12 protein-coding genes are annotated in these 14345 nt (G+C 75.7%); 2 read left to right on the forward strand and 10 right to left on the reverse strand.

Annotation, left to right across the window (positions count from 1 at the left end):
• Positions 1–59: 59 nt before the first annotated feature.
• The gene (locus ACFY00_RS08755) at positions 60–1142 is read left to right on the forward strand and encodes a glycoside hydrolase family 26 protein (protein ID WP_388028749.1); all 1083 of its coding nucleotides are present in this window, start codon (positions 60–62) and stop codon (positions 1140–1142) included.
• Here ACFY00_RS08755 and ACFY00_RS08760 read toward each other — a convergent pair.
• The 9 genes from ACFY00_RS08760 to ACFY00_RS08800 all read right to left on the reverse strand — a co-directional run bounded on the left by ACFY00_RS08760 (position 1119) and on the right by ACFY00_RS08800 (position 11793).
• Entirely contained in the window at positions 1119–2294 is a 1176-nt protein-coding gene (locus ACFY00_RS08760) for a GNAT family N-acetyltransferase (protein WP_388028751.1), read from the reverse strand. The genes ACFY00_RS08755 and ACFY00_RS08760 overlap by 24 nt on opposite strands.
• Positions 2291–2941 carry a lipopolysaccharide biosynthesis protein gene (locus ACFY00_RS08765; RefSeq protein WP_388028753.1) on the reverse strand — a complete coding sequence of 217 codons (651 nt, stop codon included), beginning with the start codon at positions 2939–2941 and terminating at the stop codon, positions 2291–2293. The genes ACFY00_RS08760 and ACFY00_RS08765 overlap by 4 nt, the downstream gene beginning before the upstream one ends.
• Before the next feature lie 106 nt (positions 2942–3047).
• Positions 3048–4343: a glycosyltransferase gene (locus tag ACFY00_RS08770; RefSeq protein ID WP_388028756.1), complete on the reverse strand. Its 1296-nt coding sequence runs from the start codon at positions 4341–4343 to the stop codon at positions 3048–3050.
• Positions 4340–5140 (reverse strand): polysaccharide deacetylase family protein, encoded by an 801-nt coding sequence (locus ACFY00_RS08775; RefSeq protein WP_388028757.1) that lies wholly within the window; start codon positions 5138–5140, stop codon positions 4340–4342. Before ACFY00_RS08775 ends, ACFY00_RS08770 begins: the two co-directional genes overlap by 4 nt.
• Complete coding sequence (locus ACFY00_RS08780; protein WP_388028760.1) at positions 5130–6869, reverse strand: lipid II flippase MurJ; 1740 nt, start codon at positions 6867–6869, stop codon at positions 5130–5132. Before ACFY00_RS08780 ends, ACFY00_RS08775 begins: the two co-directional genes overlap by 11 nt.
• Positions 6866–8188: an O-antigen ligase family protein gene (locus tag ACFY00_RS08785; RefSeq protein WP_388028762.1), complete on the reverse strand. Its 1323-nt coding sequence runs from the start codon at positions 8186–8188 to the stop codon at positions 6866–6868. Before ACFY00_RS08785 ends, ACFY00_RS08780 begins: the two co-directional genes overlap by 4 nt.
• Positions 8189–8192: 4 nt before the next feature.
• Positions 8193–9764, reverse strand: a complete 1572-nt coding sequence (locus ACFY00_RS08790; RefSeq protein WP_388028765.1) for a sugar transferase — start codon at positions 9762–9764, stop codon at positions 8193–8195.
• A gap of 295 nt (positions 9765–10059) precedes the next feature.
• Complete coding sequence (locus ACFY00_RS08795; protein ID WP_388028767.1) at positions 10060–11223, reverse strand: glycosyltransferase; 1164 nt, start codon at positions 11221–11223, stop codon at positions 10060–10062.
• Positions 11224–11352: 129 nt separating this feature from the next.
• Positions 11353–11793: an SRPBCC family protein gene (locus ACFY00_RS08800; RefSeq protein ID WP_388028770.1), complete on the reverse strand. Its 441-nt coding sequence runs from the start codon at positions 11791–11793 to the stop codon at positions 11353–11355.
• Between the two features lie 103 nt (positions 11794–11896).
• Here ACFY00_RS08800 and ACFY00_RS08805 point away from each other — a divergent pair, with 103 nt between their 5' ends.
• The gene (locus ACFY00_RS08805) at positions 11897–12796 is read left to right on the forward strand and encodes a HipA family kinase (protein WP_388028773.1); all 900 of its coding nucleotides are present in this window, start codon (positions 11897–11899) and stop codon (positions 12794–12796) included.
• Between the two features lie 15 nt (positions 12797–12811).
• On the opposite strand, the gene ACFY00_RS08810 is transcribed toward ACFY00_RS08805, so the two are convergent.
• Entirely contained in the window at positions 12812–14296 is a 1485-nt protein-coding gene (locus ACFY00_RS08810; RefSeq protein ID WP_388028775.1) for a S8 family serine peptidase, read from the reverse strand.
• Between the last annotated feature and the right edge of the window lie 49 nt (positions 14297–14345).

Below are 14345 nucleotides of genomic sequence, written 5' to 3' on the forward strand. Positions count from 1 at the left end.
GGTTCGCCGGGCTACGCTCCTGGGGCCGGAAACCGTCCCTGGACCCGTACGGAGATCCCATGCGTCTCGGCCGCCTGACCCTGGCCGCCGCCGCGCTGCTGCTGGTGACCACCGCCAGCGTGCCGTCCGGCACCCCGCTCAGCCAGACCGAGCGGCACGCCGCGCTCTCCTCGGACGCGGTCCAGCCGCGCGGGGCCGCGCCCCGGCCGGTGGTGCAGCGGGCGGTGCACGAGGTGCCGTTCGGGGCGTTCGTCGGCTCCTGGGACACCTACATCCCGAACATCGCCCGGATGGCGTCCTGGCTGAACAACGCCAACATGCAGGTCGGCCACACCTACCTGGCGGGCAACGGCTGGCAGGACATCGAGGGCGAGCCGATGGTGCTGGGCCTGTGGTCGCAGTGGCGGCAGTCCGACCCGGGGCGGCGGCTGGTGCTGGGCGTCCCGATGCTGGTGCCCAACGAGGGGAACGTGCCGGACGCCGAGGTGGCCCGGCTGCTGGCCCGCGGCAACCAGGGCGAGTTCGACCAGCACTTCCTGCGCCTGGCCCGGAAGCTGGTCGCCTTCGGCGGCGGCGACACCGTCATCACCCTCGGCTGGGAGATGAACGGCGTCACCTACACCTCGCGCTGCAAGCCCGACCCGACGGCCTGGAAGGCGTACTGGCGGCGGATCGTCGGCGTGATGCGCTCGGTGCCGGGCCAGCACTTCTCCTTCGACTTCGCCCCCACCCGCGGGCTGGACGCCGTGCCCTGGACGCGCTGCTACCCGGGCGACGACGTGGTCGACATCATCGGCATGGACAGCTACGACCAGCCCGCGGGCGGCACCTTCGACGAGTACGTCTCCGAGCCCTACGGGCTGCAGGACCAGGTCGAGTTCGCCGCCAAGCGCGGCAAGCCGGTGTCGTACCCGGAGTGGGGGCTGTTCCGCAACGGCGACAACCCGGAGTTCGTCCGGCGGATGGTGGAGTGGATGCGCACCCACGACACCGCCTACCAGACCGTCACCGACTACTGCCCGCACGGCTTCTGGCAGTGCAAGGAGAACCCGAAGTCGGCCGCGGTGTACAAGCAGCTGATGTCGGGCTCCTCCGGGGCCGTCGGGCCGGTGAGGACCTCACCGCAGTCGCCGCTGCGCTAGCGCCTCCTTCAGCTTCGGCGCCCGGGTGCGCAGCACCCGCACCGCGGCGATCCGGGCCCGGACCCGCAGCGCGCGGGCCGCGGCCCACGGGGCGAGGCGGCCGGGGCCCAGCACCAGGCGCTGGTTGGACAGCTGGTCCGGCCGCCAGCGCTGCTTGTACGGCTCCTGGCCGCGCAGCAGGCTGAGCACCGGGATGCCCGCGGCGCGGACCTCGTCGAGGGCGGCGCCGAACAGCAGGCCCGCGATGTCCAGCCGGTCGCGCAGCTTCGGGTGCGCCCCGTACATGTACAGGCCGCCGAACGGGGCGCAGAGGATCACCAGGTTCACCGCGACCACCTCGCCGTCCAGCTCGAACCGGTGTATCGCCGCCCGTCCGGTCGCCACCAGGCCGGTGGTCGACTCGGTCAGGTGCTCGGCGAAGCGCGCGGTGCGGTGCTCCGGGGTGACCCCGCGGTCCTGCCACTGCAGCATGTGCAGCCGCAGCAACTCGCTGACCGCGTACGGGACTTCCTCGGCGGTCGCGGAGTGCACCACCACCCCGGACTCGGCGATCCTGCGGAGCTTGACCCGGCTGCGCTGGGCGGTCTTGCCGGGCAGCCGCTTGAGCAGCTCGTCCATCGGGACGGCGGGCAGGTACTGGCACATCGAGTCGGCGAACCGGTGCCGGCGGCCCCGCCAGTGCGCGTACACCCGCTGCACGGCCGCGGAGGGGTGCACCTCGCGCAGTTCCAGGCTGTGCCAGGGGCGGCGCAGCGGGAGGGCGGCGGCCAGTTCGGCGGCGGCCCGGTCCGCGCAGTCGTCGTCGAGCAGCACGTCGGTGAAGTCGACCAGGCCCGCGCCCAGGTTGGTCAGCCCGCCGAACGGGCCGCGGCGGCGCAGCGCGGCCGCCCCCACCAGCCGCCCGTCCCGGCGGACCAGCACCAGCACCAGCGCGCCCGGGCGGCCGTACCGGCGCCACCAGGAGCGCAGCCAGGGCGCGGCCTGGAACGAGGTCGCGGTCGAGCAGCGGCGGTGCAGGTCGTCCCAGTCGTCGGCGAACCGGTCCAGGGCGTCGTCGGCGCGCAGCACCTCGGCGCTCCACCGCTCGCTGTCGACGACGGACCGGACCGGCTGGGCGGGCACCCGGGGGCCGAGTCGCTGGCGGAGCTTCACCGGGCGGCCGCCGGCTCGGGGGCCGCCTTCGCGGCGGTGACGGCCTGGGCGGCCTCGGCCTGGGCGGGCAGGGCCGGTTCGACGGCCGAGCCGGGCTTGCGGCGGGTGAGCATCACCAGCGCGCCGAGCAGCACGCCCGCGGCCGCACCCACCGCGGTGTCCAGGGCGGCGGACGGGGAGGCCGGGGCGTCGGGCTCGGCGGCGGGGGCCAGCGGCACCAGCCGGACGCCGGTCTCCTTGCTGCTGGTGTTGCCGAACGCGATCAGCGACTTGGCGACCGCGTCGGCGTTGCGCACGGCCTCCTCGCCGCGCGGGCCGGTGCCGGTGATCTCGATCATCGGGGCGTCCGGGGAGGTGGTGCCGCGCACCAGGCCCGCCAGCGTGGCCACCGAGTGGCCGGTCTCGGCCGCCGCCCCGAGCAGCACCTGCGGCTGCCCGGTCAACCGGCCGTACGCCTGGGCGAAGTTGACCGCGGTCGCGTTCTCGCCGGGGTTGTTGGGGACGACCACCACGTAGGAACTGGCGGCGTAGCTGGGCGGCGAGACGGTGGCGTAGCCGGCCCCGGCCACCGCCCCCAGCGGGACGGCGACGGCCAGCGGCCACCAGCGGCGGGCCAGCGCGCGGGCGGTGCGACGTGGTTCGGGCATCGGTGACTCCAGGAGGGTCGAAGGGGTGGACTGGGCGGTGCGCGGCCGCGCGGGAACCGGGGGCCGGTCGACGCGGGCTAGGGCCGCGGGGGCCGGACGACGCGGACTAGGGCTGCGGGTGCCGGACGGGGGCCGCGGCGGCGGCAGGGCTGCGCCCCGGGCGGAGGAAGCCGCGGACGAACGACGCGGAGCGGTCCGGGCTCCCCGCCGGGGCGACCGCCGACGCGGACCCGGTCCGGCCGGAGTCCTGGACGGGCAGCGCCCGGCCGCCGGAGGCGGGAACCCGGCGGGAGCCCCCGCCCGGGGCCGTCAGGTGGCGGTAGAGGGCGGCCAGGTCGGCGGCGATCCGGGCGATGTCGTAGTGGGCGACGGCGGGGGGGACGGGGTGCGGGCCGGGGCGGGTGGTGGCGAGGAGGGCGAGTTCACGGGCGTAGGCCTCGGGCTCGGAGGGGAGCAGGCGGGCGTGCGGGGCGGCGTCGGCGGGGAGTTCGGCCAGGGCCGGGCAGGCGGAGTGCAGGAGGGGGAGCCCGGCGGCGAGGCCCTCCAGGGCGGCCAGGCCGAAGGTCTCCTCGCGGGAGGGGGAGACCAGCACGTCGACGGCGGTGAGCAGTTCGGGGACGTCGTCGCGTTCGCCGGTGAGCACCAGGCGGTCGCGGACGCCGAGCCTGGCGGCCAGGTCGAGCAGGGTCTCCCGTTCGGGGCCCTCGCCGATCAGCAGCAGGCGGGCGTCGGTGAGCCGGGCGAGGGCCTCCAGCGGGACGTGGAAGCGTTTGCCGGGCACCAGTCGGCCGACCGCGCCGATCACGAACACCCCGATGGGCAGGCCCAGTTGGGCGCGCAGGCGGCCGCGGTGGGCGGCCCGGACGGCGGGGGCGAAGCGGTAGCGGGCGGCGTCCACGCCGTTGGGCAGCAGGCGGACGCGGTCGGCGGGCACGCCCCACTCGTCCAGGACCGCGGCGACCTGGCCGGAGACGGCGAGGGTGGTGGTGCCGAGCCGCTCGGCGCCCAGGTAGAGGGCGCGGACGCCGCGCGAGGTGGGGCGGCCCTCGATGACGCCGGACTGCAGCGAGTGCTCGGTGGCGACCACCGTGCGGACGCCCGCCAACCGGGCGGCGAGGCGCCCGTACAGCATGGCCCGGTAGAGGTGGGTGTGCACCAGGTCGTAGCGGCCGGAGCGGATCAGCCTGGTCAGCCGGGGCAGCACGCCGAGGTCGCGGTTGCCGCGCATGTCGAGGTGGTGGACGGTGAAGCCGTCGGCGCGCAGTTCGCGGGCGACCGTGCCGGGGTTGGTCAGGGCGGCCACCTCGTGCCGCTGGTCCTTCGGCAGGTGCCGCAGCAGCAGGGCGAGTTGGCGTTCGGCGCCGCCCGCGTGCAGGCCGGTGACCACGTGCAGGACCCTCATCGGGACTCCCCCGCGGTCGCCGCCGGACGGGACTTCGGCGGGGCCCAGCGCAGCCCGGTCACGGCGTCCCGCCAGCGGTGCCGGCCGTGCTTGGCGCGCAGCCGCCAGGCGCCGTCGCGGTCGCCGACGTAGCAGCGGGGCAGCGCGTGGCGGCCGGTCAGCCAGGAGTGGTCGATGGCGCAGGCGTAGTCGTACCCGGCGTCCCGGACCGCCCGGGTGGCGGGCAGGTCGACCGCGCCGTACGGGTAGCAGAAGCCGGTGACGGGGGCGCCGAGCAGGTCCTCCAGGGCGCGGCGGCTGTCGGCGGTCTGGCGTTCCAGGGCGGCCGGGGAGAGACCGGGCAGCGCCTGGTGGCCGAGGCCGTGCGAGCCGATCTCCCAGCCCGCGCCCGCGAGTTCGACGACCTGCTCGACGGTGAGCAGTTTCTTGCGCGGACCCTCGGCGTCCCAGCCGTTCACGGTGCCGAGCAGGTCGGGCACGACGTACGCGGTGGCGGTGAAGCCGTACTCGCGCAGCACCGGGACGGCGTGCCGGGCGAAGTCGGCGTAGCCGTCGTCGAAGGTCAGGCCGACCAGCCGGGCCTCCCGGCCGCGGGCCTGCGCGGCCAGCAGTTCGCGGACGCTGACGCCGCGGCGGCCGGTGCGGTGCAGCCAGTCCATCTGCTCGGCGAAGCGTTCGGGGGTGACGGTGAGCAGGTACGGGTCCTCCTCCTCCTCGGCCACCGAGTGGTACATCAGGATCCAGGGCGCGAGCCGGGGGGCGAGGGCCTGGGCCGGTAGGCGGGGGTCAGCGACCATGGGGCCTCTCTTCGGCGGCGGTGGACGGGACGGGCTGCGGCCGGTGGGCCCGGGCCAGCAGGCCGAGCACCGGGCCGCGGACCTCGGCGGCGCCGAACAGCGCACCGAGGACGGCGAAGGAGAGCAGGACGGTGGTGCCGCCGAGCAGCACGGCGGGCAGCGGGCCGACGGCCGTCCGGGCGGCCGTCCAGCCGAGCGCGGCGGCGGCGAGGGCGGCGGCCAGCAGCCGGGCCTGGCCGCCGAGCACCCGGGGCAGCCGCAGCGCGACGCCGCGCAGCATCAGGCCGCGCATCAGCAGGGCGGCGGTGGTGGTGATGCCCGCGGCGTTGCCCGCGGCCAGGCCCAGCGCCCCGAAGTGCGGGGTGGCGCCGACGCCGACGGCGACGGTGACGGCGAGGCCGAGCAGCATCGCGCCGACCGGGTACCAGTCCAGCCAGGTGATCCGGTCGCCCTCGGCGCGCGGGGTGTCGGCGCGGCGCACCACCGGGCGGACGCAGAAGTACGGCCGGACCATCACGCCGATCATCGCCTGGGCGGGCAGCCCGAAGGAGTAGACCCGGATCACGGCGGCGGTGGCGGAGGTGTCGGCGGGGCCGAACGCGCCGCGCTGGAACAGCAGGGCGACCAGCGCGGGGGCGCAGGCCATCAGGAAGGCGGTGCCGAGCAGGACGAGCGCCGCGGCCTGGCCGAGGTCCTTCTCGACCCGGTCGCGGGCCGCCGTGAAGTCCCCGGCGGCCATCGCCCGGGCCACCACCGGGAAGGTGACGGTGACGATCAGGATCGCCGAGGTCATCGCCAACTGGCTGATCTTGGCTGCGTAGTTGAGGTGCGAGATGGTGCCGGGCGGCAGGCCGGAGCCGAGGTAGCGCTCGATGAACACCTGGGCCTGCCGGGTCAGCGTGAACGCGGCGACCGGCAGCAGCGCCAGCGGGATCAGCACCAGCCGGCGGGCCGCGCCCCGGCGCAGCCCGCGCCGCCGCCCGCCCGCGCGCAGCCGCCGGACGAACGGCAGCAGCAGCACGCCCGCCATCAGCGCGCTGCCGACCGCGACGCCGATCGCCGCGGAGCGGACCCCGAGCAGCCGGTGGCCGCTGAGCAGCAGCGCCAGGATGCCCAGGTTGTACATCACGTAGATGACGGCGGGCGCGGTGAAGGAGTGCAGGGCGCGCAGCGCGGAGGCCAGGTACCCGGCGACGCCGAACGGCAGGACGGTGAGCGCGGTGATCCGGGTGCAGGTGACGGCGAGCCGCGGGTCGGCCAGGCCCGGGGCGAGCAGCTCGACCAGCTGGGGGGCGCCGAGCGCGACGGCGCCGGAGAGGGTGCACAGCGCGAGCAGCAGCCAGGGCAGCGTGGAGCGGGTCAACTGCCGTACCGGGTCCGGCCCTAGGGGGCGTTCCTCGCGCAGCACCAGGGCCAGGCTGAAGGCCGGGACCATCAGGAAGGCCATCGCGTCCTCGATCAGCAGCGGCGCGGCGGTCTCCGGCACCGTCCAGGCGACCAGGAAGGCGTCGGTGCCCTGGTTGGCGCCGAAGTAGCGGGCCAGCAGCAGGTCGCGGAGCAGGCCGAGGCCGGAGCCGGCGGCGCTGAGCAGCGCGGTGACGCCGAAGGCCTTGGCCAGGAAGCCGCGCCTGGCCGGTTCGGCGGCCGCGCGCGGCGCGGGGACCGCAGCGGGGGCGGCGGCCGGGGTGGTGGCCGGGGCGGGTCGGGCCACCGGCTGGTCTGTCGTCATGCACCGTCCGCTTCGCGGGAGTCGGGGCCGGGGAAGGCGGTGCGGGCGGCCAGGCCCAGCACCACCGAGGTCAGCACGGTGGTGGTGCCGCCGATGTCGGCGTAGAGGAAGTCCCAGAGCACCCAGCAGAGCAGGGCGAGCGCGGCCAGACCGGGGCCGGTGGCCCGGCGCAGGCAGCCGAGCAGCAGGGCGAGGAACAGCGCCAGGTAGGCGATGACGCCGAGCAGGCCCTGCTCGCTGAGCACCAGGAAGTACATGTTGTGCGGGGAGAGCAGCGGTTCGCGCCGGAATCCGATGGTGGCGTCGGCGGCGTCGCTGCCGGAGGAGAGCCGCAGCGGGGCGTGGCTGTCGCGCAGTTGCTGGAAGGCCTTGGGCCCGGCGCCGGTCATCGGGTGGTCCTGCCAGATCCGGCCCGCGGTGGCCCACAGGTCGTAGCGGTCGGAGACCGACTGGTCGGGGGCGGCGGAGACCGAGCCGATCGAGCTGAGCCGCTCGGTGACGCCGGACGCGCCGAGGCCGAACCCGCCGACCAGCACCACCGCGGCGGCGGCGCCGACCAGCACGCCCCTGACGGCGAGCCGGGCGTCGGCGCGCAGCAGCAGCACGCTCGCGGCGACGGCGGTGGCGATCCAGCTGCCCCGGCTGAACGAGACGGCCAGCGGGAAGGCCAGGAACGCGGCGGCGGCCCACATCGTGCGGCGCAGCCAGCGGCTGCCGCCGGGGCGACGCTCGGCGAGGGCCAGCCCGAGGGCGGCCAGCAGCCCGTACGAGACGACGGTGGACATCGCCATGACGTCGAGCGCGCCGAAGGTGCCGACGGCGCGGATCGGCTGGCCGGTGTAGGAGGCGCCGGTGCGGGTGAGGTACTGGTTCGCGCCGACGGCGCCCTCGATCAGGGCGGCCAGCACGAAGGAGCCGAGGACCAGGCGGCGGTCGCGGGTGTCGCGGACGGCCAGCAGCACCGCGGCGGGGACGAGCACGAAGATCTGCACCAGCCGGACGAAGCCGGTGACGCTGCTCGCCGGGTCGATGGAGTGCACGGTGGCGAGGGCGGCGGCCAGCACCACGCCGCCCAGCAGCGCGCAGGCGGCCGGGTCGAGCCGGGGCAGGCGGCCGCGCAGCAGGTCGAGGGCGATCAGCCCGACCAGGGCCAGCGAGGCGAGGTCGGCCGGGGTGACGTGCACGGACGCGGCGACGTCCTTCTCCCCCGTCGGCACGCACACCAGCAGCACCGTGGCCGCCGCGAGCCAGCTCGGCCGGGCGGGCACTATCCGGGCCAACCGCCGGGCCGGGTACGGAAGCGGGAGGGCGACGGCCATGGGTTCAGCTCCCGTCCGGGCGGACCACCAGGGCGGCGGTGCGGAGCAGGATCTTGGCGTCCTCCCACAGGCTCCAGCCCTCGATGTAGCGGTTGTCGAAGCGCGCCCGGTCCTCGATCGAGGTGTCCCCGCGCAGGCCGTTGACCTGGGCCAGCCCGGTCAGGCCGACCGGGACGCGGTGCCGGTCGGCGTACTCGGGGTACGCCTGGCCGAACCGCATGACGAAGTACGGGCGTTCGGGGCGCGGGCCGACCAGGCTCATGTCGCCGCGCAGCACGTTCCACAGCTGCGGCAGCTCGTCCAGCGAGGTCTTGCGCAGGAACTTGCCGATGGCGCCCATCCGGTGGTCCTGGGAGATGTTCCAGCGGGTGGCCGACTCGTGCTCGTTGGAGGGGCGCAGGGTGCGGAACTTGAGGACGGTGAAGACCCGGCCGTCCAGGCCGGTGCGCTGCTGGCGGAAGAGCACGCCGGGGCCGGTCTCCCAGCGCACCGCGAGGGCGCAGGCGGCCAGCAGGGGGGAGGTCAGCAGCAGGCCGAGGCCGGCCGAGAGGATGTCGAAGCCGCGCTTGACGACCCAGCCGCCGCGCCGCATCGCGGGGGCGCCCAGGCGCAGGCAGGGGAAGCCCCACAGGTGGTCGCCCGCGCCCTGGACGGAGTCGAACTCGCGCAGGCCGGGCACCAGCCAGACCTGGCAGCCGAGCCGGGCGGCGTGCCGCAGCGCGGACAGCGTCTCGGCCTCGTCGGCGGCGCCCGCGGTGGCCAGCACGTGGTGGATCCGGTAGCGGCGGAGCACCCGGCCGAGCACCTCGCGGCCGCCGAGCACCGGCAGCGGGGAGCCGGGCGGGAGCAGCACCGGGTCCGGGTCGAGGTAGCCGACCGGGCGCAGGCCGTACTCGGGGCGGGCGGTGAGCACCGCGGCGATCTGCTGGCCGAGCTCGCCCGCGCCGAGGATCAGCACCGGGCTGGGGCGGCGGCGGCGGGCGCGGCGGGTGAGGTGGTGGACGAAGGCCCGGCCGAGGGCGGCCAGCGGGAGCACCAGCAGCAGCAGGCCGAGCAGCCGCGGCGGGCTGACCGGGCCGAGGTCGGCCCAGCGCCCGGCCAGGCAGGCGTCGGCGGTGATCGCGAAGGCGGTGGCGACGGCGGCGCGGGCGGCCAGGCCGGGCAGTTCGTCGAGCGCGGACAGGCTGAGCCGGGCGCGGTAGAGGCCGCCGGCCAGGTTGAGCGGGAGCAGTGCGGGCAGCAGCAGGGCGGCGGTGGCGATCGGGCGGGTGCCCGCGGGGGTGGTGGCGGCTGCGGCGAGGCCGACCGCCAGGCTGTCGGCGGTGGCCAGGGAGAGCGGGAGGGCGACCCGGGAGGGCAGGCGACCGCGGTGCCGTCCGACGCCCGCCGAGGCCCGGGGGGCGGCGGGCCGGGTCTTCGGGCGGCCCTTCCAGCGCGACCCCGGCCGGTCGAGCACGCCGGTGACGGGGCGACCGTCCGCCCGGGCGCCGGGGTGGCCGTCCGGGCGGGCGCCGCGTCGGCCGGGGCCTGTCAGCGTTCGGCCCGGTCGCGGCACGCTCTCGTGGTCAATGGTCATCAGCGCACGAACTCCCCTGCTGTGTACCCGCCGCGACCGGGCCGCCGGACCGGACGCGCACCGGCTCGGCGCCCCGGCCCGGTGGACGCGGTCCAGGTAAGCACCTGCTGTCGTGAAAGGGCGTCGACCATTTCACTACCGAAAATGGAGACGAAGCAGGCAAAATCAGACATTAGCGAACACCGTCCGGCGCGCAGGAGGCTGACATGCCATTTCATTCCACCCGCCCAATAATCAGACATTCAGGAAAGAAGGCCGCACCTGCACGGGCGGGCGTTCACGGCCTGACAAACGATCAGAACCGCTGCGGGACACGGCCCGCACGGCCCGGCGGCACCGTGCCGCTCCGAACAATCGTCCGGTACACCGCCGCCACCTGCTGAATCACTCCGCGGATATCGTGATGATCTGCCATGTGTGACCGGGCCAGCGCCCCGCGCCGTTCGCATTCGATCCGGTCCCCCAGGAATTCGACCAACCGTTCGGCCAACGCCCCGGGATTCTCCGGCGGCACCACCGAACGCCCCCGCTCCCCCGGCGGCAGGCACTCCCGGGCGCCCGGGACGTCGGTCAGCAGCACCGGCCGCCCGCAGGCCATCGCCTCCAGCGGCGCCAGCGCCATCCCCTCCCAGCGCGAGGGCAGCACCACCAGGTCCGCCGCCGCCAGCCACAGCCGCGGGTCCGCCACGTCGCCCACCATCCGCACCCGGGACGGGTCCGGCAGGGAGCGCACCCGCCCGGCCAGCGCCTCGGCGTCCGGACCGCCGCCGACCAGCACCAGCCGGGCCGCCGGACGCGCCAGCTGCACCCGCGTCCAGGCGTCCAGCAGCACGTCCTGGCCCTTCTGCCGACACAGCCGCCCCACGCACACCGCCAGCGGGTCGGACCGGTCCAGGCCCAGCGCCATCCGGGCCGCCCGCCGGGAGGCCGGGTCGGCGGGCGCGAAGTGCTCCAGGTCGACGCCGTTGGGCACCACCCGCCAGTCCGCGACCAGCCCCGCCGCCTCGCCGTCCGCCCGCTCCCGCTCGCTGACGCACAGCACGGTGCGGGCCCAGCGGGTGGCGTGCCGCTCCCAGCGCAGGCTGGCCTCGGCCAGCGCGCCCTCCACCGCCGCGAACGACCAGGCGTGCGGCTGGAACACGGTGGGCGGGGTGCCGCGGGCCGCCAGCCGGCCCGCCAGCCCGGCCTTCGCGCTGTGCAGGTGCAGCACGTCCGGCTCGGTGTCGCGGATGATCCGGCGCAACCGCCAGGCCTCCCGGGCGACGCCGGGGCCGGGCGAGCGTTCGGCGGGCCAGTCCAGCACCCGGGCGCCGGCCGCGGCGGCCTCGCGGGCCAGCCGCCCGCCGGAGGGACACGCCACCAGGACCCGGCACCCCGCCGCGCGCTGCCCGCGCACCAGGTCCGCCACCACCCGGGCCACCCCGCCGTCGACCGGCTGGGACACATGAAGGATCGTCATCTGCACGGCCCGGAGCCTAGGTTGACGCTACCGCCCGCCCGGACCCGCTTCACCCGTCCGGGGAAACCAGACACCCGTACGGCTGACGCGCCGTACGGGTGTCCCAATCCGGGGCGGGCCCGGCCGGGCTCAGTCCAGTTCGGCCGCCAGGTTGGCGAGCACCTGGTCGTGGATCCGGTTCAGGCCCTTCGGCGCGAAGGTCCGCTCGAAGAAGCCGCCGATGCCGCCCGCGCCCGTCCAGCTCGCCTCCACGGTGACCTTGCTGCCGCTCTCGCCGACCGCCGAGACCGTCCAGGTGATCACCATCGAGGAGTTCGCGTCGGTCTCCACCAGCTTCTCCGGGCTGGGCGCCGACACCGTGAACAGGCAGTCCCGCACCCGGCTCTCGGTGGCCTGCAGCTTCCAGTGCACCTGCGTCCCGGCGCCCCGGCCGCCCGCCCGCACCTCGTACTCGCTGTACTGCGCGGGCAGCAGCTTCGGGCGGGTCACCGCGTAGTCGGCCAGCACCTCGTACACCCGGGCCGGGTCGGCCCCGTACGTCCGCTCGGTGGTGGCGTGCACCTTGCCCATCGCTTCACATCTCCTCGGTCGGCTGCTCGACGGTCGGCCCCACCCAATCATCGCCCCGACCGCCCGCCAAACCGGGGGCGGCGGGTCGCGTTAGGGTGGGCGGATGCTCGATGAGGTGAAGGCGCTGCGCTATGTCGATCCGCTGCGGGCGGGCGGGTCGGTGCCCGGGGTGGTGGAGGCCGACGACCTGGGGACGTACGTGGTGAAGTTCACCGGGGCGGCGCAGGGGGTGAAGGCGCTGGTGGCCGAGGTGATCGTGGGGGAGCTGGCGCGGCGGTTGGGGTTGCGGGTGCCGCCGCTGGTGCTGGTGGACTTCGATCCGGCGGTGGCCGCGGACGAGCCGGACCAGGAGATCCAGGACCTGCTGCGGGCCAGTGCGGGGCGCAACCTCGGGATGGACCTGCTGCCGGGGGCGCGGGACTTCCGGCCGGGGATGATCGAGGTGTCGCCGCAGGAGGCGGGCCGGGTGGTGTGGCTGGACGCGCTGACCGGGAACGTCGACCGCAGCGTGCACAACCCGAACCTGATGGTGTGGCACGGGCGGCTGTGGCTGATCGACAACGGCGCGGGCCTGGTGTTCCACCACCGCTGGGCGTCGGCGGCGGCCTCGGTGCACAGGCGCTACGACCTGAGCGGCCACGCGCTGGGCGGCTACGGGCCCGACCTGGCGGCGGCCGACGCGGCCCTCGCCCCGCTGGTGACGCCGGAGTTGCTGGGCGAGGTGGCCGCGCTGGTGCCGGACGCCTGGCTGGCCGACGAGCCGGGTTTCGACTCGCCGGCCGCGGTGCGGGAGGCGTACGTGCGGCACCTGGCCGCCCGGGTGGCGCACTCGGCGGCCTGGCTGCCGGAGGGCTTCGCGACGCCCGAGCAGATCCGGGCCGCCGAGGAGCGGGCCGCCGAGGAGCGGTTGGCGGCCCGTCCGGCCTGGTTGAAGCAGGTGCCGAACCGGGCCGGTCTGGCTCCGGTGGAGTCGGACTGGTCCCGGCACGTCGGCGGGGAGTGACGTGGCGGCGGCGCGTCAGCCGCGGGAGAGGTCGACCGCCTTGGCGGCGGAGACCACGCCCGCGCCGTAGAAGCCGTTGTCGTCCTCGGTGCCCTCGCAGGTGGCCTTGTAGAGGCCGGTGCCGCCCGGGTTGTAGTCGCCGGCCGGGCAGGCGTGCGGGTCGGCCTGCCCGATCAGCAGGGCGCGCAGCTGGTCGGGGCCGGCCCACGGGTGGGTGGAGGCGAGCAGCGCGGCGACGCCGGCCGCGTGCGGGGAGGCCATCGAAGTGCCCTGCATGTAGGCGTACTTGCCGCCGGGCACGGTCGACAGGACACGCCCGTTGTGGTCGGGGGTGTCGGGCAGCTGGTAGCGGGCGTCGCCGCCGGGCGCGGCCACCGCGACCTTGTTCAGGCCGTAGCTGGAGTAGTAGGACTTGTCGCCCTTGACGCCGACGGCGGAGACCGCGACCACGCCGGGCAGTTCGGCGGGCAGGTCGAGGCAGCTGTCGTCGATCGGCCGGGTGACCGGGTCGGTGTCGTCGGGGCTGGAGACGTCGACGGTCTTGTGCGCCAGGTCGATGTTCTCGTTGCCCGCGGCGGCGACGTTCAGCACCCCGTTGCGGCGGGAGTAGTCGACGGCCCGGCGGACGGCCTCGCTGACGGCGGCCTGGTCCGGGTCGCCCGCGCAGTTGAACATCCACGGGTCGACGTAGTAGCTGTTGTTGGTGACCTGGAAGTGGTGCTCGGCGGCCCAGACGAAGCCGCAGATCGCGTACTCGGGGTAGATGAACCCGCCGTCGTCGACCACCTTGACGGCGGCCAGCCGGACGCCGGGGGCGATGCCCTCGACGCCCTTGCCGTTCTTGGCGGCGGCGATGGTGCCCGCCACGTGGGTGCCGTGGCTACTGGTGGTGGGCTGCCAGGACTGCCAGTCGGTGTCGGGGCGGCCGCCGAGGCAGGACGCGGAGAGCGCGGGGTCGACGTTGGCGGCGAGGTCCTCGTGGGTGGCGTCGATGCCGGAGTCGAGCACGCCGACCACCACCGCGCGGCTGCCGAGCTCCTTCCGGTGCGCCTGGTCGACGCCGATCTGCCGCATGTCCCACTGGTCGGCCCAGAGCGGTTCGCTGCCGTCGGCGGGGGCGGTGGCGGGCACCTCGGCCTCCTGGACGGCGTCCTCCACTCCCCCGGCCTGGATGCCCGCGGTGCGGCTGGCGCCGACCGAGTCGATCGTCCTCGAGGCGCGCAGCCTGGCGGCGAAGCCGGGGTCGGCGGAGCGGGCGATCACCACGCCTATCTGCTCGTAGGAGGCGACCACGGTGCCGCCGGCCGCCCTGACCTCGCGTTCGGCCTTCTGGGTCTGGCCGTGGTTGGCCCTGGTGTTGACGACGTAGCTGAGCAGGGGGCCGTCGGCGGTCGCGGCGGTCGCGGCGGCGGCGGGCAGGGCCAGGGTTCCGGCGGTGGCGAGGGCCAGACAGGCCGCGGTGGCGGTGAGTGCGGAGCGGCGGATCCGGGGAACTCTCATAGGGGTTGACCCTCCCGAGTGTCGGCGGCGCGATCCTGGGTGATCGGTG

It is taken from the genome of Kitasatospora sp. NPDC001540 (assembly GCF_042894345.1).
Classification (GTDB): domain Bacteria; phylum Actinomycetota; class Actinomycetes; order Streptomycetales; family Streptomycetaceae; genus Kitasatospora; species Kitasatospora phosalacinea_C.